Source organism: Neopoerus faecalis (genome assembly GCF_029218125.1).
GTDB lineage: Bacteria > Bacillota > Clostridia > Oscillospirales > Oscillospiraceae > Oscillibacter > Oscillibacter faecalis_A.
Genome location: NZ_JARFXX010000008.1, coordinates 39,036 through 60,187, shown reverse-complemented (window position 1 = coordinate 60,187; position 21,152 = coordinate 39,036). Strand labels below are relative to the sequence as shown.

28 protein-coding genes are annotated in these 21,152 nt (G+C 57.6%); all 28 read left to right on the top strand.

Annotated features, from left to right (window positions below):
• The first annotated feature begins 25 nt into the window (after positions 1 to 25).
• The 28 genes from PY311_RS10010 to PY311_RS09875 all read left to right on the top strand — a co-directional run bounded on the left by PY311_RS10010 (position 26) and on the right by PY311_RS09875 (position 21,149).
• Complete coding sequence (locus PY311_RS10010) at positions 26 to 445, top strand: hypothetical protein (RefSeq protein ID WP_286148535.1); 420 nt, start codon at positions 26 to 28, stop codon at positions 443 to 445.
• Positions 445 to 1,656 (top strand): DUF2800 domain-containing protein, encoded by a 1,212-nt coding sequence (locus PY311_RS10005; protein ID WP_286148534.1) that lies wholly within the window; start codon positions 445 to 447, stop codon positions 1,654 to 1,656. Before PY311_RS10010 ends, PY311_RS10005 begins: the two co-directional genes overlap by 1 nt.
• On the top strand, positions 1,649 to 2,035 hold the full coding sequence (locus PY311_RS10000) for a hypothetical protein (RefSeq protein ID WP_286148533.1): 387 nt from the start codon (positions 1,649 to 1,651) through the stop codon (positions 2,033 to 2,035). The genes PY311_RS10005 and PY311_RS10000 overlap by 8 nt, the downstream gene beginning before the upstream one ends.
• 5 nt (positions 2,036 to 2,040) lie before the next feature.
• Positions 2,041 to 2,694: a DUF2815 family protein gene (locus PY311_RS09995; RefSeq protein ID WP_286148532.1), complete on the top strand. Its 654-nt coding sequence runs from the start codon at positions 2,041 to 2,043 to the stop codon at positions 2,692 to 2,694.
• 101 nt (positions 2,695 to 2,795) lie between these two features.
• Entirely contained in the window at positions 2,796 to 4,814 is a 2,019-nt protein-coding gene (locus PY311_RS09990; RefSeq protein ID WP_286148531.1) for a DNA polymerase, read from the top strand.
• A gap of 3 nt (positions 4,815 to 4,817) precedes the next feature.
• Positions 4,818 to 6,125, top strand: coding sequence for a hypothetical protein (locus PY311_RS09985; RefSeq protein ID WP_286148530.1), 1,308 nt, complete (start codon positions 4,818 to 4,820; stop codon positions 6,123 to 6,125).
• A 56-nt stretch (positions 6,126 to 6,181) separates the two neighbouring features.
• On the top strand, positions 6,182 to 6,448 hold the full coding sequence (locus PY311_RS09980; RefSeq protein ID WP_286148529.1) for a hypothetical protein: 267 nt from the start codon (positions 6,182 to 6,184) through the stop codon (positions 6,446 to 6,448).
• Positions 6,441 to 6,692, top strand: coding sequence for a hypothetical protein (locus tag PY311_RS09975; protein WP_286148528.1), 252 nt, complete (start codon positions 6,441 to 6,443; stop codon positions 6,690 to 6,692). The genes PY311_RS09980 and PY311_RS09975 overlap by 8 nt, the downstream gene beginning before the upstream one ends.
• Positions 6,683 to 6,982, top strand: coding sequence for a DUF3846 domain-containing protein (locus tag PY311_RS09970; protein ID WP_286148527.1), 300 nt, complete (start codon positions 6,683 to 6,685; stop codon positions 6,980 to 6,982). The genes PY311_RS09975 and PY311_RS09970 overlap by 10 nt, the downstream gene beginning before the upstream one ends.
• Positions 6,969 to 7,346: a hypothetical protein gene (locus PY311_RS09965; RefSeq protein WP_286148526.1), complete on the top strand. Its 378-nt coding sequence runs from the start codon at positions 6,969 to 6,971 to the stop codon at positions 7,344 to 7,346. The genes PY311_RS09970 and PY311_RS09965 overlap by 14 nt, the downstream gene beginning before the upstream one ends.
• A complete protein-coding gene (locus PY311_RS09960) occupies positions 7,339 to 7,548 on the top strand; it encodes a hypothetical protein (protein WP_286148525.1) in 210 nt (69 codons plus the stop codon). The genes PY311_RS09965 and PY311_RS09960 overlap by 8 nt, the downstream gene beginning before the upstream one ends.
• Before the next feature lie 201 nt (positions 7,549 to 7,749).
• Positions 7,750 to 7,983 (top strand): sigma factor-like helix-turn-helix DNA-binding protein, encoded by a 234-nt coding sequence (locus PY311_RS09955; RefSeq protein ID WP_286148524.1) that lies wholly within the window; start codon positions 7,750 to 7,752, stop codon positions 7,981 to 7,983.
• 92 nt (positions 7,984 to 8,075) lie between these two features.
• The gene (locus tag PY311_RS09950; protein WP_286148523.1) at positions 8,076 to 10,496 is read left to right on the top strand and encodes a virulence-associated E family protein; all 2,421 of its coding nucleotides are present in this window, start codon (positions 8,076 to 8,078) and stop codon (positions 10,494 to 10,496) included.
• Positions 10,497 to 10,735: 239 nt separating this feature from the next.
• Positions 10,736 to 11,017 (top strand): PDDEXK family nuclease, encoded by a 282-nt coding sequence (locus PY311_RS09945; protein ID WP_286148522.1) that lies wholly within the window; start codon positions 10,736 to 10,738, stop codon positions 11,015 to 11,017.
• Positions 11,014 to 12,393: an SNF2-related protein gene (locus PY311_RS09940; protein WP_286148521.1), complete on the top strand. Its 1,380-nt coding sequence runs from the start codon at positions 11,014 to 11,016 to the stop codon at positions 12,391 to 12,393. The genes PY311_RS09945 and PY311_RS09940 overlap by 4 nt, the downstream gene beginning before the upstream one ends.
• Positions 12,390 to 12,617 carry a hypothetical protein gene (locus tag PY311_RS09935; protein WP_286148520.1) on the top strand — a complete coding sequence of 76 codons (228 nt, stop codon included), beginning with the start codon at positions 12,390 to 12,392 and terminating at the stop codon, positions 12,615 to 12,617. Before PY311_RS09940 ends, PY311_RS09935 begins: the two co-directional genes overlap by 4 nt.
• A complete protein-coding gene (locus PY311_RS09930; RefSeq protein WP_286148519.1) occupies positions 12,614 to 13,741 on the top strand; it encodes a helix-turn-helix domain-containing protein in 1,128 nt (375 codons plus the stop codon). The genes PY311_RS09935 and PY311_RS09930 overlap by 4 nt, the downstream gene beginning before the upstream one ends.
• A gap of 210 nt (positions 13,742 to 13,951) precedes the next feature.
• Positions 13,952 to 14,302: a hypothetical protein gene (locus tag PY311_RS09925; RefSeq protein ID WP_253046550.1), complete on the top strand. Its 351-nt coding sequence runs from the start codon at positions 13,952 to 13,954 to the stop codon at positions 14,300 to 14,302.
• On the top strand, positions 14,292 to 15,527 hold the full coding sequence (locus tag PY311_RS09920; RefSeq protein WP_286148518.1) for a PBSX family phage terminase large subunit: 1,236 nt from the start codon (positions 14,292 to 14,294) through the stop codon (positions 15,525 to 15,527). The genes PY311_RS09925 and PY311_RS09920 overlap by 11 nt, the downstream gene beginning before the upstream one ends.
• The gene (locus PY311_RS09915; RefSeq protein ID WP_187015926.1) at positions 15,524 to 15,733 is read left to right on the top strand and encodes a hypothetical protein; all 210 of its coding nucleotides are present in this window, start codon (positions 15,524 to 15,526) and stop codon (positions 15,731 to 15,733) included. Before PY311_RS09920 ends, PY311_RS09915 begins: the two co-directional genes overlap by 4 nt.
• Complete coding sequence (locus tag PY311_RS09910) at positions 15,730 to 17,118, top strand: phage portal protein (RefSeq protein WP_286148517.1); 1,389 nt, start codon at positions 15,730 to 15,732, stop codon at positions 17,116 to 17,118. The genes PY311_RS09915 and PY311_RS09910 overlap by 4 nt, the downstream gene beginning before the upstream one ends.
• Positions 17,118 to 18,617 carry a phage minor capsid protein gene (locus PY311_RS09905; protein WP_286148516.1) on the top strand — a complete coding sequence of 500 codons (1,500 nt, stop codon included), beginning with the start codon at positions 17,118 to 17,120 and terminating at the stop codon, positions 18,615 to 18,617. Before PY311_RS09910 ends, PY311_RS09905 begins: the two co-directional genes overlap by 1 nt.
• Positions 18,604 to 18,825, top strand: coding sequence for a hypothetical protein (locus PY311_RS09900; RefSeq protein ID WP_286148515.1), 222 nt, complete (start codon positions 18,604 to 18,606; stop codon positions 18,823 to 18,825). Before PY311_RS09905 ends, PY311_RS09900 begins: the two co-directional genes overlap by 14 nt.
• Positions 18,825 to 19,148: a YjcQ family protein gene (locus PY311_RS09895; protein WP_253046560.1), complete on the top strand. Its 324-nt coding sequence runs from the start codon at positions 18,825 to 18,827 to the stop codon at positions 19,146 to 19,148. Before PY311_RS09900 ends, PY311_RS09895 begins: the two co-directional genes overlap by 1 nt.
• A gap of 25 nt (positions 19,149 to 19,173) precedes the next feature.
• Positions 19,174 to 19,302 carry a hypothetical protein gene (locus PY311_RS09890; protein WP_286148513.1) on the top strand — a complete coding sequence of 43 codons (129 nt, stop codon included), beginning with the start codon at positions 19,174 to 19,176 and terminating at the stop codon, positions 19,300 to 19,302.
• Between the two features lie 187 nt (positions 19,303 to 19,489).
• Positions 19,490 to 20,053 (top strand): phage scaffolding protein, encoded by a 564-nt coding sequence (locus PY311_RS09885; protein ID WP_286148512.1) that lies wholly within the window; start codon positions 19,490 to 19,492, stop codon positions 20,051 to 20,053.
• A gap of 28 nt (positions 20,054 to 20,081) precedes the next feature.
• Positions 20,082 to 20,966, top strand: a complete 885-nt coding sequence (locus PY311_RS09880; RefSeq protein WP_286148511.1) for a hypothetical protein — start codon at positions 20,082 to 20,084, stop codon at positions 20,964 to 20,966.
• 12 nt (positions 20,967 to 20,978) lie between these two features.
• On the top strand, positions 20,979 to 21,149 hold the full coding sequence (locus PY311_RS09875) for a C2H2-type zinc finger protein (protein WP_286148510.1): 171 nt from the start codon (positions 20,979 to 20,981) through the stop codon (positions 21,147 to 21,149).
• The last annotated feature ends 3 nt before the right edge of the window (positions 21,150 to 21,152 follow it).

Below are 21,152 nucleotides of genomic sequence, written 5' to 3'. Positions count from 1 at the left end.
CAATTTTAATAAGGAGGACTTATTTATGAATACACAGATCAATGTCAATGTTCAGGGGGAGATTCGTTTCCCCGATCTGGCACTGCTGGCGCAGGCTATCACCGGCAAGGTCGCCACTGCGGCATCGGTCGCAGCCAACGTTCCGGCATCTGCCCCCGTGACACCCACCGTTGCCGCAGCGCCTGTTTCTGCCCCTGCCCCTGCCCCTGTTCCTGTTCCTGCCCCTGTTCCTGTTCCTGCCCCCGCAATCCCCACCGGTACCCCCAAGTACAGCATTGACGACATCGCCCGCGCCGGTGCTATGCTGGCCCAGCAGGGCCCGGAGAAGCTGGCTGCGCTCAATGGTCTTCTGCAGCAGTTCGGGCTCCAGTCTTTGACTCAGCTGCCGCAAGAGCAGACCGCCGCCTTTGTCCAGGCTATGCGGGGATTGGGGGCGCAGATCTGATGCCAACGCCTGAAGTACATTCCGACCTGGGTGCGTCGAGTATTGTCGGCTGGAGCGGCTGCGCCCAGTATCTGAACATGCAGAAGCTGTTCCCGGAGGCCCCCAGCCAGTATGCGGAGGCCGGCCGTTTGGCCCACGCCATCGGAGAGTACAAGCTCTGGAGCTACTTTATCGAGCCCGTTGGCAAGCGTGCCTACAACGCCAGGCTGAAGAAATTCCGTGGGGATCCAGCGTATGCCCCCGACATGGAAGACGCTACAGAGACCTACTTGGAGGCGGTTAAAGCTGAAGCCCTGACCTACCCCAGCGCCCCGTTTGTGGCGCTGGAGGTACGGGTGGACTACTCTGAGTATGCGCCGGAGGGCTTCGGTACCTCGGACTGTATCCTGATCGGCGGCAACCGGATCACGGTTGTTGACTACAAGAACGGTTCCGGTGTCCCGGTGGAAGCCGAGCATAACCCCCAGATGCAGCTTTACGCACTGGGAGCCCTGCAGACTTTCCGCATGATCTACGGTGATGTGCTGACGGACGTCAGGCTCATCATCGTGCAGCCACATGCCGGGGGCGTCAAGACTTGGGACACAACCGCCGCGGAACTCCAGAAGTGGGGGCGTGAATTCGTAGCTCCGGCCGCGCAGCGGGCTTTGGAAGGCACAGCCCCCGCCACCCCCGGAGACTGCTGCCGTTGGTGCCGGGGAAAGGCACAGTGCTCCGCCCGGGCGGCGGCGGTGCTGGAAGCCGGCCGAAAGTATCAGACCGCGCCGGCTGCCGGGTCTGACAAGCTCCCCGCCAATTACAGTGGGCCGCTGCTGTCCGATGCTGAGGTAGGCGCTGCTCTGGCGGAAGCCGAGGGCCTGATCAGCTGGTACAAGGACCTGGAGGACTACGCCCTGAAAGCCTGCCTGGACGGCAAGGACATCCCCGGCTACAAGGCCGTGGAGGGCCGCGGCTCTCGGGCATGGGGCGATACCGACACTGCCTTTAAGACCTTGGAGGCACGCGGCGTGGATGCCGCTCTGCTGTGGGAGCGAAAACCCGTGACCGCGCCGGCGCTGGAAAAGATTCTGGGCAAGCGTGGTTTCGCCAATGTGGCAGAGGATCTGGTCGTGAAACAGCCGGGTAAGCCTACATTGGTACCCGCCAGCGACAAGCGGGCACCCTACAATGCGGCGGAAGCGGCCTTCCATCCGGTTGAGGCCAATGCGTAAAGACAATGTGCTGCGGATCAGCATTGATGACTACTACGCAGAGATCCTGCTGACAAAACTCCCGGAACTGCCACGGAAAAATATCCGGAAGATCTTCACGCTGCTGCATGACCCCCGCAACCTTTTTTGCGCTGACGCCTCGTGCGTCGCCGAAAGCATCAGCGCTTGGGTACAGGCGTCTAAGCGCGCGTGGGAGAACAGCAGCAGGCAATATACCAACGAATGGCGGCTGGTCAACAGGCGCTCCCGGTCTGCGAAAAATCTCGAGATCCTGAAGAACAACCGCCGCCTGAAGAACAACGTTAAACGCGCCAAGGCCCGGCATGACCGCTGGGTGGCGTTACAGGCCATGCAGGCCGAAATTGAGAAAGGAAGTTGAATCGTATGAATCCTACCACCATCACCATCGGCGAGTGCCGGCTGTCCTATTGCAATGTGTTCCAGCCTCAGGCCCCCGCCAATAACCCCCAGGCCGAGCCCAAGTTTTCTGTGACGATCCTCGTCCCCAAGTCCAACACGCAGGCGAAGGCCGCTATGGATGCCGCTGTCAACGCCGCTATCGAGGCGGGGGTGACCGCCAAGTGGAGCGGCGTCCGGCCCCCTGTTCCGTCTATCTGCATCCATGACGGTGACGGCGTCCGCCCCTCTGACGGGCAGGCGTTTGGCGCTGAGTGCAAGGGCTGCTGGGTGTTTACCGCCAGCAGCAAGGCAGATCGGCCCCCCTTCGTTGTGGACGCGCAGGTCCAGAAGATCATCAATCCCGCCGAGATCTATTCCGGTTGCTATGGCAACGTCAGTGTAACCTTCTTCGCCTACAATTCTGCCGGTAAAAAGGGTGTTGGCTGTGGCCTGAACGGCATCCAGAAGACCCGTGACGGGGAGCCCCTTGGCAGCCGCGTAACCGCTGAAGAAGCCTTCTCTGTTGTTGGCGCCGCCCCTGCTGCACCTGCTTGGGGCGCGGTTCCTGCTCCTGCTCCTGCGGCTGCTCCGGTGGCCCCTGCTTGGGGTGCACCTGTACAGCAGGGCCCCGGCGCTTGACCGGCCACCCCCGCGCCCACCGGCTGGCCCAATACCTAAGTCCAATCGCAAGGGCCTCCTGCACAAAAATCAGGAGGCCCTATTTCAATCAGGAGGACACCATGCACCATCTTTTTATCGACCTTGAGACCTTCAGCGATATCGACATCGGCAAAGCAGGCCTTTACAAATACGCGCAAAGCCCCGCCTTCCAAGTCCTTCTGTTCGGATACTCATTGGATGGGGCACCGGTGCAGGTGGTAGACCTGACACAGCCCGGGGCCTACCTGCCGCAAGAAGTTCTTCGCTGGCTCTTTGACCGGGACTGCATCAAGCACGCCTATAACGCAGCCTTTGAATGGTATTGCTTGAGCCGGCATTTCAAGCTTGCTGAAGATAAGCAGCACAACAGCTTCTCCGCCATTACATGGCTGCCTCAGTGGCGGTGTTCCATGCTGCGCGGCATGTATGCCGGCTACCCCGCCGGACTGGACGCCACCGGCCGCGCTTTGGGGCTGCCAGAGGATAAACAGAAGCTGGCTGCGGGCAGGGCGCTGATTCGGTACTTCTGCGTGCTCTGTAGTCCTACGAAAAACAACGGCGGCCGTACCCGGAACCTGCCACAGCATGAGCCTGAAAGGTGGGAACTGTTTAAAACCTACAACGGTCAGGATGTTGTGGCGGAGATGGAAATTGACCGGCGTCTGGCCCGGGTGGTTGTCCCGGAGACCGTCCAGCGCCAATGGGAGCTGGACCAGCTCATCAACCTGCGCGGCGTGGCGGTCGATATGGACCTTGCTGACGGTGCCATCTATCTGGGCGAAACCGTAAAGAACCAGTTGTTGGATGAGGCCCGACGGATCAGCGGTCTTGAGAACCCGAACAGCGTCGCACAGCTTACCAAATGGCTGCAGGAGGAAACCGGCGAAGATCTCACGGACCTGCGGAAAGATACGGTCACAGACTTGCTGGGAAAGGAATTACCCAGTGAGGACGCCCGGCGGATGCTGGAAATCCGGAAAGAATTGGGGAAAACCAGCACAAAGAAATATAACGCCGTAGAAACCTGTGTCTGCGCGGATAACCGTATCCGGGGCCTGCTGCAGTTTTACGGCGCCAACCGTACCGGGCGGGAAGCCGGCCGGCTGGTACAGGTACAGAATCTCCCACATGATGTTGTTCCGGCCACCAGCGCCGCCCGGGAATTGGTACGCAGCCGGAATCTGGATGCACTGCGGCTGATTTATGGCAGCGTTACTTCTACCCTTTCGGCGCTGATCCGCACGGTGTTTGTGGCGGCGCCGGGTATGTCTTTCATTGATGCCGACTTTTCGGCTATTGAGGCCCGGGTGATCGCCTGGCTTGCCGGTGAGGAATGGGTGCTGGAGGTCTTCAGAACCCACGGCAAGATTTATGAGGCCACGGCTTCCCAGATGTTTGGTGTGCCTATGGACAAAATCAAGAAAGGCAATCCAGAGTACGCCTACCGGGCAAAAGGCAAGGTGGCTACGCTGGCGCTGGGTTATCAAGGCAGCTCCGGGGCGCTTATCAATATGGGGGCCCTTCGCAGTGGCCTGATGGAAGATGAATTGCCGGACATCGTAAACCGCTGGCGTCGGTCTAACCCGGCTATCGTGAATTTCTGGTATCAGGTCGAGGCGGCGGCGATGGAAGCTGTGCAGAACGGTCGGACGTCCACGGTGGGCCCCGTCACCATTGGGCGGGAATTTGACTCGGATAACGGCCTGGATTTTATGACAATCCTACTCCCCAGCAAGCGAAAGCTCTACTATGTGCGACCCCACATGGGCGTCAACCGTTTTGGCAAGCCCAGCCTGTGTTATTGGGGGCAGAACCAGACCTCCAAGAGATGGGCGGAACTGGAAACTTACGGTGGCAAGCTGGTGGAGAATATCACGCAGGCCGTGGCCCGGGATTGCTTATTCTTCGCTATGGAGCAGCTGACCGCCGCCGGCTACAGGATCGTCTTTGATATCCATGACGAGGTAGTAATCGAGGCCCCTACGGAGCTGGCCAACCTCGACCGGGTGGTAGAGATCATGTCGCAGCCGATCCCATGGGCGCCGGGGCTGCCGCTGAACGCCGATGGCTGGGTGGACGGATATTTCAAAAAGGACTGACTTATGAACGACTATCGCCGTTGGACAAGTGAAGAAGAGCAGTACATCCGTGACCACTGGAAAGCACAGAGCGACGCAGAGATGGCTACGGCCCTGAAGCGGATGGAGGGCGCTGTGCGTGCCAAGCGCCGGGAACTGCGATGCTCCTCGCAGAAGACTTGGACGCCGGAGGAAGAACGGTATCTGGAAGACCATTGGGGCACGGTATCCATTCCTGGCATCGCCAAGACGCTGGAGCGGACAGTATCGGCGATCAAGGTTCGGGCTGAAAGACTGGGCCTCGGCGGGGTGCTGAATTCCGGGGACTACGTTACTCTCAATCAGCTGATGATCGCAGTCACCGGCAATTCGCAGTCTTACAGCTACCAGATGCAGAGCTGGGTGCGGAACCGTGGGCTGCCTGTGCACACCAAGCGAGTTAACAAATGCACGTGGCGGGTAGTTTATTTGGATGAGTTCTGGGCGTGGGCGGAGCAGCACAGAAGCTTCATCGACTTCTCCAAGTTGGAGCCGCTGGCGCTGGGCAAGGAGCCGAAATGGGTACCGGAGCAGCGCAAAAAGGACTTTCAGGCGTTCGCCCTGCAAAGGAAAGATCCTTGGACTCCGGACGAGGACAGCCGCCTGAAGATACTCCTCCAGAAGCATAAGTACGGTTATGCGGAGCTATCTGAGATCCTGTGTCGTTCCGAAGGTGCGATTACGCGCCGATGCAATGACCTCGGTCTGAAGGAACGCCCGGTTCGCGCCGACAATCACGGGAAGTCAAGCGTGTGGACGGACGCGGACTACCAGGCTTTGGCTGACGGCATCCGGCATGGTGACAGCTATCCAATGATCGGCAAGGTCGTCGGGCGCTCTGAGAAGGCCGTCCGTGGAAAGGTCTATTTTACATATCTGACCGAGGATGCCGACAGGGTACGCGCTATGCTGAAGGACGGGCCGTGGGGCTACGGTGCCCCGGAGCCCACCGTGCGGCAGGGCTTTAACCTCTCCAGAACCCGGACAGAGGTGCGAAAGAATCTCTCGATTCTGGACGCGCTGCTTCGAAAGCGGCTGAATGATTTGGGTTATGACCCTTACTGGCAGCGGTTCATGTGTCAGAACTGGGACCTGATTAAAGGCTGTTCTGCTGACTGTACCGATTGCGATTCCTGTACGGAGTTCCGGCGGATCAAGCCGCAGTATTGCCGGATGTGCGGCGGTGAGTTTTTGGAACGGCGGGAACAGACCTTCTGCCCGAAGTGTCGGGCCATGCGGAAGAAGCAGGCCCAGAAGAAATATGCTGTGCTCCACGCGAGAGGCAGGCTGTGATCCTATAAAAATTTATAGCATTGCCTCTAAACCACCACGAAAGAAGGTAATCATTTATGAGTTTTTCATCTAATTTTGAAGTAAAAGCAACTCTCTATTTCCGGGTTCATGATGCAGAGCTTTACGGCGGCCCCGGGACCGTAGGCTTCGCAAAGCAGTCCTTTGAGCTTATCCCGGGCGCGAAGTTAGAGAACTTCAATGACATTATGGCCATAGACTGCAAATCAAGCATGGCAGCGATGCTTAACGTTCCGCCTGAGAAGCTGGAGTTCATGACTGCGGAGGAATATGAACGCGAGAGCGAGGATGAGGACGATGAGTGAAATTAAGTCGGTTCAGTGCGCCAACTTTACCGCTACTCTCGGCGAGACCTTCAGATTTAGCCTTGTCCGAGAAAGCGGAAATGTTGGTGGTATGATCCAGACCGGAAAAGTACAGCGAATTCATAAGGCCGCACGTCGTATGGCGGTTGACCTGTATATGCCCGATTTGAAATGCACCCATAGCTATTTCGCGAAGGAAATTTATTATCGTGGAAGGCCGAGAAAGGATTTTGTATGCGAGTGATCTATAAAGCGCCAGGCTGCGCGCCGGAACCCCGGGACATCCCCAATACGCTGGAAGAACTGCAGGCTGCCGTTGGCGGCTATATCGGGGGAGTGGCCTTTGCCTCAGATACCATGGTGATCTGCAATAAGGAAGGACGCCTTCAGGGGCTGCCGCATAACTGCAGGTTCTTAGGTGTGGATTTTGTGGGTCCCATTCTGATCGTTGGCTGCGACGATGAGGACTTCACAGATCTGAAGCCTGAGTATTTTGCCCCGATACTGGAGGTGTTGAGCCATGCCGAAGCCTAATACTTACGTTCAGCTGCTGCAGGCGCAGAAAGCCATCAAGCAGCTCCAGTATGACAATCATGTAATCAAGGGCTTCACGGTGCAGCAGTGCCTTGACGTTTCTCTGATCGCACTGCACAACGAGTTCCATTTCGGCCCCAAAATGACCGCTCGTTTTGAATCTGCGTTCCTGGATACCTTCATGGCCTATGCGCAGATGTGCGTTGATGACGCCGCCGACGATCCGGAGATCGTCTACACCAAGGAGAAGATGGATCGGGCACTGCGAGCGGCCTGCGGTGAGAACATCCGCCCGTTCGAGGAGCGCTACGCAGTCGAAAACCTCTACTTCCGGGAAAAGCTGAAGGAGAAAAGTCATGAGTAAGGTACTGGGGTGGATCGTGGATGCTGCCATGATCCTGATGAACATAATATGGGCCGTCCGGTATGCGGATGAGGGTAACACAGCCAAGACGGTGCTGTTCTGCACCTATCTGGTGGTGCTGATCCTACTCATCAAGCTAAACCAGATCGAACGGATCCTGAAGGAATGGAGGGGCGGTGTGGATGGCTCAACCTCCATGTAAGGGCTGCCCAGATCGTCAGGCGGGCTGTCACAATACGGCAGTCTGCTCCAAGTGGGCGGAATATCAGGCGGCCAAAGCCGCGGAGCAGAGCAACCTCCCATCGCAGCAGGAGCGAGAAGATATGAGGGGATATATCACAGCCCATCGGACGCGGTATCTGCGTAGGATGGCCAATAAGCGCCGGAGGTGAGGGGAATCAAGATGGTGAACAAGGCGTATCTCAAGGCAGACTACGAGGCTACGAAGCACCTCGCGGGTTTGACCATGCGGCAAAAGGAGCTCCTTGAGGCATGGTTATACACAGGCCAGACTATGGGGCAGATCGCGCTCCGATATGGCATCAACCAATCAACAGTCTCCCGCACCGTCAACCGGGCAGCCGAGAAAATCACCAAGATAGCTTACTGGCACCATCGCCAGCGCAGACGGACATAACGCCCCGCGGCCGGGCTAAGGCCGCAATACGCCCGAATCAGCCGCGCGAGGCTGACACGGCCCAATAAATCCGCCTTTAGGAGGCTATCCATATGATAAACGATCGGAGGATCACAATCACCACGGGAGCCAGCAGACGGGCCACCCAGTGGCTCCCCCAGACTATGATGCTGTCTGAGTTCTATGCCCGTCTGAGCCTCCCGGCGCGCGGCGAGGAAACACTGGCAGAGTATATGGCCCTGCCGAAGGGGCAGCAGGATGACCTGAAGGACAAGGGCGGCTTCGTAGGCGGAACGCTGTCGGGGCCCCGCCGGAAGGCCAATGCTGTAACCGGGCGTGACCTCATTACGCTGGATTTGGACAACATCCCCGCAGGCGGCACAGACGCGGTGCTGAAGCGGCTGGAAAGTCTTGGCTGCGGGTACTGTGTCTACTCCACCCGCAAGCACATGCCGGCGGCGCCCAGGCTCCGGATCATCTTCCCCCTGGACCGTACCTGCACGGCGGATGAATATGAGCCCCTCGCCCGCAAGATGGCCGATGTAATCGGTATGGAGCTGGCGGACCAGACTACCTTTGAGGCCGTGCGGCTCATGTACTGGCCCAGCTGCTGTAAGGACAGCCAGTATGTCTACCACTATGAGGATCGCCCTCTGCTGTCCGTGGATGGGCTGCTGGCTACATATGCGGACTGGCGGGATATCACCACCTGGCCCGCACTGCCGGGGGCTGCCGCGCTGGCCCGGCCGGCCGCCAAGCAGGGTGACCCGCTGGCCAAGAGCGGCGTTGTGGGGGCCTTCTGCAAGACCTACGACATCGAAGCCGCTATGGCTGCCTTCCTCCCCGGCGTCTATACGCCGGTGGACACCATGCCGGGCCGCTTCACTTTCACCGGCGGCTCTACTACGGGAGGCGCTGTGCTCTATGACAACGGCAAGTTTCTGTATTCCCATCACGCCACTGACCCCTGCGGCGGGAAGTTGGTCAACTCATTCGATATGGTGCGCCTGCACCGCTTCGGCGATTTGGATGATGATGCGGCGGCTGGTACGCCGGTCAACCGTCTACCCTCCTATGCCGCCATGTCTGCGGCCGCTCTGAAGGACGACCACGTGGCCGGGCTGTTGATGGACGAACGGTGGGACAAGGCCAAGGACGCCTTCTCGCCGGTAGCTGGTGCGGAGGTTCCGGCGGCGGAGGAAGATGACGGCGCGTGGCGCCACCCGCCTCTGATGGAGATCGACGCGCAGGGCAAGCCGATAAAGTCCATGAAGAACCTCCGGACGCTGCTGGAGCACGATCCTCAGCTGAAAAACAAACTCCGGCTGAACCTGTTCTCCGGCCGTATCGACACCGCCGGCACAATGCCGTGGAAGCGCCCAGGCACGTCAGTCACATGGAACGATGATGACGCCGCCCAGCTGCGGATCTATCTGGAACCGTTCTTCGGGAAGCTGGCGAAAAACGACATTCTGGACGCCGTGGCGGCAACTGCCAGCGACCAGGCATACCATCCTGTCAGAGACTACCTGAACGGCCTCAAATGGGACGGGAAGGCCCGGCTGGATACGCTGCTGATCGACTATCTGGGCGCGGCGGACACGGCCTATACCCGTGCGGTGACCCGCAAGGCTTTCACGGCGGCGGTGGCCCGTGTTATGACGCCGGGATGCAAATATGACACCATGCTGGTGCTGGTGGGCGGGCAGGGCCGCCATAAGTCCACGCTGCTGGCCAGAATGGGCGGAGAGTGGTTCTCGGATTCCCTGCGCACATTCGGCGATAAGGACGCCATGGAAACGATTCAGGGGACCTGGATCGACGAGGTGGCCGAAATGCAGGCTATGGCGAAGGCGGAAGTCGACGCCGTTAAGATGTTCCTTTCTAAGACGAATGACTATTACCGGGCAGCCTACGGCCGCTATACCGCCGACAGGCCCCGGCAGTGCGTATTCTTCGGTACTACGAACAGTAAGGAGTGCCTGACGGACACCACCGGCAGCCGGCGCTTCTGGGTAGTCGATATTGACCAGCAGGGGCGGTGTAAAAACGTATTCCGGGATATGGCCGGAGAGCGTGACCAGATATGGGCGGAAGCGGTGGCCTATTGGCGCATTGGGGAGTCTCTGTACCTGTCTCCTGAACTGGAGCGGGAAGCCCGGAAGATCCAGGAGGAGCACCGGGCCCGGCACCCGTGGGAGGGCATCATCGCAGACTACCTGGCTCAGGAAGTCCCGGCGGACTGGATGAAGATGGACACCGCGCAGCGGGAGGCATTCAGATGTGGGGGGCTCCACTATGAAGGGGCCCTGGAGCCCAGGCGGCGGATCTGCGCGGCGGAGATCTGGTGCGAGGCACTGAACCGCCGAAAAGGCGATATGAATAAACGTGATAATCGAGAAATCAATAATCTGCTTGAGAAGATGGACGGCTGGGTCAGCGTGGGCGTGGCAAAAGCCGGAAAACCGTATGGGCCGCAGCGCTGTTTTGAAAGAAAAGTGGTTACATTCTAATGGTTACATTCGCAAAAAAGGTTACATTCTAATGGTTACATTCTCAACATTCTGGAAAACAGAATGTAACCGTGTCAAAGCCTACTACCGCAAAGGATACAGGCGAAAGTTACAAGGTTACATTTATATAAATAAATAAAAAAATAGGTAAATTAGAGAGGTATATGCCCGCCTAACCCGCCTGATGTGTGTATGTATATGCGTGTGCGTGCGGGCGCGCGTAGCAAGGAGCGTGCCAAATGAAAGAGAGCAGTATTGAAGCCCGGCTGGTGAAGATGGTTCGCAGCCGCGGGGGGCTTTGTTATAAGTTCGTTTCGCCGGGCAATCCCGGCGTGCCGGACAGGATCGTCATTACCCCGGCTGGCCGAACGGTGTACGTAGAGTTGAAGACCGAAGTGGGGCGTTTGGCAGCTATCCAGAAGTACCAGCACGAGGAGATGCGAAAGCGCGGCGCCGAGGTCAGGACCCTGAAAGGGATGGATCAGGTTCTGGCTTTCGTGGAGGAGGTGTTTCCAGCATGAAATTCATTCCGCATCCGTACCAGCAGTACGCCATCAGCCGCGTCGTGTCCGATCCGGCTGTGGCGCTGTTCCTGGAGCCGGGCCTCGGAAAAACGGTCATTACCCTGACGGCCATCAAGGAACTGCAGGCCTACCGGTGGGAAGTGTTCCGGCCATTGGTGGTGGCGCCAAAGAAAGTGGCCGAAGCCACGTGGGCCACAGAGGCGGCCAAGTGGGACCACCTGAAGGACATGACCGTGGTGCCGATCCTTGGGAACACAAAGCAGAGGATCAAGGCCCTGTATTCTCCGGGGAACATCTGGGTCACCAATCGTGAAAATCTTCCGTGGCTGGTAGACTATTGCCGGAATGACTGGCCCTTCGATATGGTGGTTCTGGATGAGTCCACCAGCTTCAAGAATTCCCGGGCAAAACGGTTCGTGGCCCTAAAGCGGGTCCGGCCGCGCATCCGCCGCATGGTGGAACTGACGGGCACACCATCACCCAACGGCCTGCCGGATCTGTACGCGCAGATCTATCTCCTGGACGGTGGGGCCCGCCTGGGCCGGACGCTGACGTCCTTCCGGGAAATCTATATGTCTCAGGATTACGCCCATCCGGGGCAGCAGTATCGGACCTATTCCCTGCTGCCGGGCGCTGACCAGCGAATCCGAGATGCCATTGCGGATATCTGTGTCAGCATGAAAACGGAAGATTACCTGACCCTGCCGGACTTCATTGAGAACATCGTACCGGTAGTGCTGGACCCGGCGGCGTCAAAGGCGTACACAAAGCTGGAGCGGGAGATGCTGCTGCAGGTGGACACCGAAACCATCACGGCTGGTACCGCGGCCGTCCTGAATGGAAAGCTGCTGCAGCTTTGCGGCGGCGCCGTGTACAGCAACGAAGGCGAGGTTGTTCCGGTACATAACTGCAAGCTGGACGCTTTCTTGGAACTAATCGAGCAGCTGAACGGTGAACATGCCCTGGTGTTTTACTGGTTCCAGCATGAGCGGGACCGCATTGTAACCGCCCTAAAGGACACCGGGCTTCGGGTACGGGTCTATGAGGGCCCGGACGATGAACAGGCTTGGAACGCGGGAGAAGTGGACGTGCTTCTGGCCCATCCTGTCAGCTGCGGTTACGGTCTGAACCTGCAGGCTGGAGGGCATCACTGCATCTGGTACACCCTCCCCAACTGGGCGCTGGAAATTTTCCAGCAGGCGAATAAGAGACTGCACCGGCAGGGTCAGAAATATCCGGTGATCTCCCACCTGCTGATTACACAGGGCGGCGTAGATCAGGATGTTTTGGCCTCCCTGCAGAGCAAGGGAGACGGTCAGGAAGCCTTGATGCAGGCGCTGAAAGCCAGAATTCAGAAAGCGAGGAGCGTATGAGTACATTGCCTGAAATGGCGACAGAGTATCGTTTGGCGGCAGTGAAAATCAGCATGAAGATTGAACGGCTGAAGGCGGAAGGCGCGCCGGCGTATGAGATTGCCCGGTATTATGCGGTACTTGCACAGATTCGGGATACGGCCCAACTGCTGTCCGGTTATTACGATACGCCGCGGCATTCTGTGAATGCCGCAATAGGCTGGCGGAGCCCGAAGAAGATATGACGATTGAGGAGTTGAAATCCCGCCGGAAGGAACTGATGGCCCGGATGAAAGAAGAGCGGGAACTACAGGAACAAGGCAAGGGCGATAACATGGCCTTCTTCATGGTGAAGGAGGAACTACTGGGTGTGAATGCCAAGCTGAGGGCACTGACACCGGGGAAACGTATTGGCAGCCGCCCCGGTCAGTCGCATTCGGAGTTCTCCGCGGATCGTCAGCAATTTCTGAACTGGGCGCAAGGGGAGCAGGATGATGAGAGTGATGTTGACGCCCGCAGCGTCATGAGAGCGGCCGTTGCTGAGGGGAAAGACCTGATGAGCGAACGGCAGTGGGAGATGTTTAAACTGTGGTCAGATGGGCTGACAATGGAGAAGATCAGCGATAGGCTTGGCGTAAATCGCAGCACCGTTTCAAGGACCCTCTGCCGGGCCAAAAAGACCTTACAGGAAACTGTGCGCTGCCGGGAAGCTGCGGGGGTGCCATTGTCTACATCCTCCGTTCTGACATTGGACATGAGCCAGCCGGATATTTTGCGTGTGGTACTGTCCTGCCTGACAGAGGTGCAGGTCGTGTACCTGTATCTGTACTTTGGAGAGTTCTTGTCGGTACGGGAAATATCCACGCTGATTATCCGCGACCACTCTGTTGTCAGCCGTGCACTGCACCGAGGTTTAGCGGTCATTGGCCGTTCGTTTGGTGTGGCTCAAGTTTACCTGCTGAATATGCAGGCGCTGGGTGAGGTAGCTTATCGGTTCTATACCGAAGGGAATGTCCTGGACACTCTGCCCCTTGTGCCGACTCCGCAGCAGCCATGCTGGGGGCAGGAAACATTAAAGCAACGGTACCATATCACGCCAGAGGTTTTAACAAGACCAGCATCTGCGGAGACTGCTGTGCCTGAATGCGCGTGCAGCACGGAAGCCGCAGTATTGCAGTTTCCGACAGAACTCCGGGCGCAGAGCGTCGCAGAGATGAGAAGGGGCGAAAAGCAGCGGCAGCACTTCAGCAAGTTCTTGACAATTTTGCTGGAGTACAGACGGTGTCGCCATGCCAGTAAGACAGTCCTGCTGGACTGGCTGTGCCGGATCTTCGGGTCATTTGTGGGGTGGCTCGGCCAAAAGCGTTAAAAAAGCATTGCATATGCAACACTTTTTTGCTTGCGTGCATAGACAACAATTGAATAACGCACTATGGTCTAATCAGGGGACGGCATCGCATCTCCTTATGATCGTCGCCCGGCGCCGAGGCGGCCATAGTATCGGGCTCCTACAAGGCACGCTGGGTTTGGGTGATAGCCCAGCGCGCCGCTCCTTTTTTGGACTGAGAGAGGTGGTGACGTGCCAAATGAAAAGAACCTTATCCCGTTCAACCAGCGAACCGAGAGTGAAGCAAGGGAATATGGGCGTGCTGGCGGTATTGCTTCCGGCGCGTCGCGTCGACGTAAGCGCAGCCTGAAAGAGGCTGCTGATATCTACCTGTCGCTGCCGGTGTCTGACCGGCGGCGGTGGAATAAAATTGCCCGCCGAGGGGTCGATCCGGAAGATGTAGATAACCAGATGGCCATGATCATCGGGCTGACGGAAGCAGCCACCATGGGCGATGCCAAGGCCGCAAAGGTCATTATCGACCTGCTGGGCGACGCTGCCGGCGAAGATGACGGAGGTGTGCAGATCATTGATGACCTGTAATCTTTCCGAAACGATCTCTCCGGCGTTTGCGGAGTCCCACCGTGCGGTTAAAGCCGGGACGATCAATGAACTGGTTGAAAAGGGTGGGCGCGGAAGCTGTAAATCTTCCTACATCTCGCTGGAGATCATTCTCCTGATCCTGAAGAACCCGCTGATCCACGCCTGCGTTTTCCGTAAATACGGCAATACGCTGCGGACGACCGTCTACACACAGGTCGTGTGGGCCATCGCCCAGCTGGGCCTGACCCGGAAGTTCCGCTGCACGGTGAGCCCGATGGAATGCACATATCTCCCTACCGGGCAGAAAATCATGTTTTTCGGTCTGGACGATCCCGGCAAGGTAAAGTCTATCAAAGTGCCCTTCGGCTACATTGGCATCGATTGGTTTGAAGAATTGGATCAGTTTGACGGCCCGGAGCAGATTCGTAATGTGGAGCAGTCCACACTGCGCGGAGGCTCCTTCAGCTTTACTTTCAAAAGCTTTAACCCGCCAGCGATGGCGCGTAACTGGGCCAATCGTTACGTGCTGGAGAAGAAGCCCGGGCAGATGGTCCATCACAGCACCTATCTGACTGCTCCGCCGGAATGGCTCGGCCCGCGTTTCATTGCCGACGCCGAGCACCTGAAGAACACAAATCCTACCGGGTACCGGCATGAGTATCTGGGTGAAGTGGTCGGCTCCGGTACACAGGTCTTTGAAAATCTACAACTCCGGGCGATTACAGACGCCGAGATCGGGCAGTTCGACCGGGTCACAAACGGCGTGGACTGGGGCTGGTATCCTGACCCCTGGGCATGGAACCGGATGCACTATGACGCCGCCCGACGCACGCTCTACCTGTTTGACGAGCTGACCCGCAACCGTACCAGCAATGCAGACACCGCGGCGCTGGTTAAGGGCCGGATTCCTGTCGGGGAGCTGCTGATCGCGGATAGTGCTGAGGAGAAATCCGTCAGCGATTACCGCAGCTACGGCCTGAACTGCCGGGCATCTGAGAAGGGACCGGGCAGCGTCGCCTACTCCATGAAGTGGCTGCAATCGCTGGCCGCTATCGTGATAGACCCGGGCAGGTGCCCAGATACCGCGCAAGAATTTTCTGAATACGAATACGAGCGCGATGGAAAGACGGGCGAGGTGCTGCAGGGCTATCCTGACGCAGCCAACCATCACATCGACGCTGTAAGATATGGCACAAACAAGATCTGGAAACGGAGGGGCCAGTGAGCAAACTGAAAAAGTGGCTGTATGAGCGGTTCCTTCCGGCATGGTGCAGAGATGATCTGATGCGTGCTAACGAACTGCTGAGTGAGAAGTGTAAAGCCCAGGCCAGAGAGATCGAGCGCCTGCAGGCATATATCGACGGGGTTCAGGCAGCGCAGCGCCGCCAGCCCCGGATCGTGATCAACTGTCGGGAGGTATCTAAGCCGTGAGTATTTTCTCCGCCCTGTTTGAGCAGGGAAAAGTTTATAACTTTGAGCAGGCTTTCGGCGTGAAGGACATCACCTCCACAGCGATGCAGGCGGCAATCAAGGACTGGGCTCAGCTGTATTATCAGACGGAGCCTACTCAGGATGAAGACCCGTGCCAGCGCATCCCGGTGTCGGTGGTGGCCAAGCTCACCAGGACCACCTTCTCCGAATACAAGGCCATGCCGACAAAGCAGGGAGCTGAATACATCGACACCCTTTTGCGGGAACTGGACGCGGCCAAGATTAAAGCTATGCAGCAGGCCCTCATCGGCGGGCAGTGCTTCTTGAAGCCGGTCTTTGGCCGGATGGGCGTATCGTTTGCCGTGGTGTCTCGCGGCAGCTATATTCCGCTGGGGCGCAACGAGCGCGATGAGATTACAGATATCGGCATGGCGGAGCGCACGGTGGAGGGCCGGATCTACTACACGCTGCTTGAACGGCGCCGTGTGGATACAAATGGCGATTTGACAATCGAAACCAAGCTGTACCGCTCCGAGACCGCACAGATCCTCGGGTATGAAACGAGCCTCGGCGCCTTGGAAAAATACGCGGATCTGGTGCCGGAGTTGGTTCTTCCGGGTATCGGCTCCATCGGCCTGATCCCGGTACGGGCTCCGCAGGAGAACACGGTGGATGGCAGCCCGGACGCCGTCAGTGTCTATGCGCCGGCGGCCGGCCTGATCCACAACATCAACCGGAACGAAGCGCAGCTCAACCGGGAGTTCGAGAATGGCCGGAGTCGCATTGTGGCGTCAGCGGATCTGCTGAGGACAGGCTCTGACGGCAAGAAACGGCTGACGGATGACCTCTTTGTGGGCCTTGATGATGACCCGGACGCCGTCGGCATGACGATCTTCTCGCCGGCCCTGCGAGAGCAGTCCTTCTTGGCGAGAAAGACAGAGTACCTCCGCAATGTGGAGAGTTTGATCGGCCTGAAGCGCGGCCTGCTCTCCGAGGTGGAGACCGCTGAACGTACCGCAACGGAGATCACCAGCAGTGCCGGAGATTATAACCTGACCATTATCGACTTCCAGCACATGTGGGAGACTGCGGCCAGAGAAGCGCTGCGCGTGTGCGGCGTCCTCGGGCGAATGTATAAGATCTACTCCGGCCCGGATATCGACCCTGCCAAGGATGTGGTCATCAGCTGGGGCAATGGGATTTTGTATGACGAGGATCAGACCTGGGCCGACTATAAGGACATGGTGGCCCGTGGCCTCCTGAAGCCGGAGATCGCTGTCGGCTGGTATTTCGATATGCCGATCGAAACCGAGGCAGATCTGAAGAAGGTTCGGGAGAAGTATATGCCTGAGATCCAAGCGATGGAAGGGGCGGGGGATGAGTAATGCTGACGCCGGAGCAGATCGAGGGTTTCCGCCTCGCTGCGGGGCGTCTGATCGACCCGATCAACACCTACCTTCTGAAGGATATTGCCCGCCGCATACAGGATGCGGGAAAGCTCACCAGCACCGCCGCCTATGAAGCCTGGCGCGCTGAATGGCTGGGGAAGGACCGCAAGGAACTGGAGCGAGACCTCGCCCAGCTGCTCGGCGTGACCCGAGGGGAAGCGAGGAAACTCCTACGCACGGCGGCTCGATATGGGTATGATACGACGCTCAGCAGGTATCCGGGGTATTTCATACCGTTTGACGCGAATCCGGCGATCCAGCAGATCGTGTCTGCCGCTGTCGCCCTGGCTGGTGATGGGCTGAAGAACATCACACAGACCAAGGCCATCATGTTGATGGATCCATACGGTCAATATCAGACTTTACCGAAGGCGTATATGGCCTGCACAGACTATGCCTTTCAGCAGGTATTCACCGGCGCCGCCGATTACAACACCGCGATCCGGCGGGCCTGCTCCGGGATCGTAAAGCATGGCGTTTCTGTCGCATACGCTTCCGGGGTACACACCGGGCTGGAAGCGGCGGTTCGGTGCAATATCATGGGTGGTCTCGGCCTAATGACGGAGCAGATCAGCCAGCAGAACCACGACGCCCTCGGCTGTAACGGCTGGGAGATCTCCGCACACGCCAACAGCGCCCCGGACCATGAACCGATACAGGGCCTGCAGTACAGCGACGCCGCCTATGAGGAACTCAATAACAGTCTGGTGCGCCGAATCGGCACGCTGAACTGCGGCCATGTTGCCAGCCCGATCATTCTTGGCGTGACCCGTCCGCAGTATACTGCCGCCGAATTGGAGCAGTTCCGGCAGGACAACGAAAAGGGCGTCACTTTCGAGGGCCGGCATTATACCGGCTATGAGGCTACGCAGATGCAGCGCCGCATGGAGCGCGCCATACGGGCGCAGAAACGCCGTGTGCTGCTGGCTGGGCCGGAGGACGCAGCGCCGCGAAAGAGCCGCCTGGTGCTCCTGCAGCAGGAATATCGCAGCTTTTCCGATGGCGTTGGTCTCCGCACAGAGGACGAGCGGTTGGAGGTGTCCGGCTTTGGCCCGAAGCAGATGGCCGAAGTTATGAAAACCGTTGAAAAATATTCAGAAGTACGGTATCATGAAGATGGTTCAGTTGTTGTTACAGACGATTGGACGAAGCATACGCACCCGAGAGTTCCACCGCGATATATGCCGAATGCCATTATTGATGTAACATCCCAGAGTGGGAAACAGCGGGATCGGATCTTTTTCGACGCTGCTGGAAAGCAGATCCGTCAGGTCAGCAATGGGCCGCACGGCAATCTGAAACGGCATCCGTATGGAAAACACGGTGAACACGCCCACGATATCATCTGGGAGGACGACACGATTGTCGGTCGACCGGCAAGAGAGTTGACAGATTTTGAAAGAAAGGAGAGTTCGGATATCCTTGAAAGCGATTGACATGAAAACCCTTATTGCGGGTTTGACGCAGGATATTGATTTTGAATACCACGGTAAGCACGGGGCAATATGCCCCTTCAGCCATTCGGACATCTCTCTTTCTTATGACGGTAAAGAAATTACGGTGGAGAGTGTAGACCTGGCTATGTCGACCCCGTTTGTTGACGGTAAATCCCTTGCGGAAGTCTGCGAGGAGCTTGTCGTATAATGGATAATTTCAAGGCTGTATACAAAATTCTGACCGCGCTGGAAAGAGCGATGGACTACCCGGAATTCGATGCTGTACAGCAGATCGGGCCGGATGCGCTGGGGGTCACACCTGAACGCTGGGGCAGGTACATTGAAATGATGGTCGATGTCGGATACATCAAAGGCGCGTCGATCAGCAGGGATATTCTTGGCGAGACCCATGTGAACGTCAAGGACGCCCGTATTACGCTGAAAGGTCTCGAATATTTGCAGGAAAATTCTATTATGCGGCGGCTGTATCAGGCTGCTAAAGGCGTCAAAGAAATTACTCCGGGGTTGTGATTAGAAAGGCGCGAGCGGGTGATCTATGACAGAACAGACTATCAAAGCGATCGAAGCCATCTTGGCAAAGGATGACCGGGTTGAACTGATCCCCATGCCCGGCGGCGGCGTGAAGGTTATTCGAATCCGCCGCGATGTTGTGAAAACGAAATAATGTTCTCTGCCCTAAGTGGTGGGTGGAAAGAGCTGAGTGGAGCTGACAGGAGATATCCTGCCGGCTCCTTTTTTGTTGATTGCAGGCCTGTGCCTGTGCTCATATTCGCCCTGGCCAGGCGTAATCAAGGCCGACCGCAGCGGAGGCGACCCGCGTACCGAAAGCGTAGCGGAGAGAGGAGAAAACAGTGAAGCGTGAATTTCTGGAAAATCTGAAGATCGGCGACCAGGCACTGAGCAAGGACCTGATCGACACGATCATGGCGGAGAATGGCCGTGATATCGAGTCCGCGAAGAAGCCTTTCGCCGACTACGAGGCGATCAAGGAGCAGCTGAAGACCGCTCAGGATGGCCTGAAGGCGTTCGAGGGCGTTGACGTGAAGGATCTGCAGGACAAGATCAAGACCCTCAATACCCAACTCTCCACCAAAGACAAGGAGTGGCAGGACAAACTGAACGGAATGGCGTTTGATGGAAAGATCAAAGAGGCCATCACCGCCGCCAAGGGCCGCAATGCCAAGGCTATTTCCGCGCTGCTGGATGTCGAGAAGCTGAAGAAGTCTACCAATCAGGATGCGGATATCAAGGACGCTCTGGAGGCTCTGAAGAAGGATAACGCCTATCTGTTTGAGGACGACAGCACACCGCCTCCCTATGCGGGCGGTACGGGCCGGTCCACTCCTCCCAGTAAGTATGATGCTGAGACTGCCAAGATTATGGCAGCCGCCGGGCTCGATCCAGAGAAGGATTGAGACACAATAACGAGAGGAGTTTTTCATAATGGCAAACGCTATTACTCTGGCTAAGACTTTTATCCCTATTCTGGATAAGATCTACCAGCGGGCTTCCCTGACCTCTGTACTGGACGGTAACCCCGAGCTGGTGCGTCAGGGCGCAAGCTACAACGAGATGATTATCCCCAAGATCTCTATGCAGGGCCTCGCCGATTACAGCCGCAACGGCGGTTATGTGAACGGTGATGTAACGCTCACCAATGAGACGGTCAGGTGCAATTTTGACCGTGGTCGCATGTTCCAGGTGGATACTCTGGATAATCTGGAGACTGCCGGCATTGCCTTCGGCCAGCTCTCCGGTGAGTTCCTGCGGACGAAAGTTGGTCCGGAACTGGATGCCTTCCGCTTCGCCCAGTATGCCGGCACTTCTGGTATCTCCAAAATCTCTGCCGGTGCGACTCTGGCAGACGGTACGGCTGTCGTCACTGCCTTGCGCGCAGGCGTGAACAAGATGGACGAGGATGAGGTGGACCCCAACAACCGCTATCTGTTCATCACACCCACTCTGTACGGCATGATCCGCGACCTGGATACCACCAAATCCAAGGAGGTTCTGGAAACCTTTGCGGGCATCGTCAAGGTGCCTCAGAGCCGTTTCTATACCGCTATCGATCAGTATGACGGTACGACCTCCAGCGAAGAGGCCGGCGGCTATGTGAAGGACCCCACCAACGGCTGCGATATCAACTTCATGATCATCGAAAAGTCCGCTGTTATCCAGTTCGAGAAGCACGTGGCGCCCAAGATCATCACTCCTGAGCAGAACCAGAGCGCCGACGCCTATAAGTTCGGCTACCGCAATGTCGGCATTGCTGACGTATACGAGAACAAGGTGGCGGGCATCTACCTGCACCATAAGGCCAAGGCCTAAGGAGGAACGGGTATGCGTATTGTCGGCATGATCCTGCCACCGGAGGAACCGGCTTATATCTGCCCACATTGCGGCAAGAACTACAAGAGCGAAGCGGCTCTTGCGAAGCACCTTCAGGACAAACACACTGAAGCTGAACAGCTTGAAGCCGAGCAGCCCGAGGCTGCTGACACAGAAGCGTAAGGA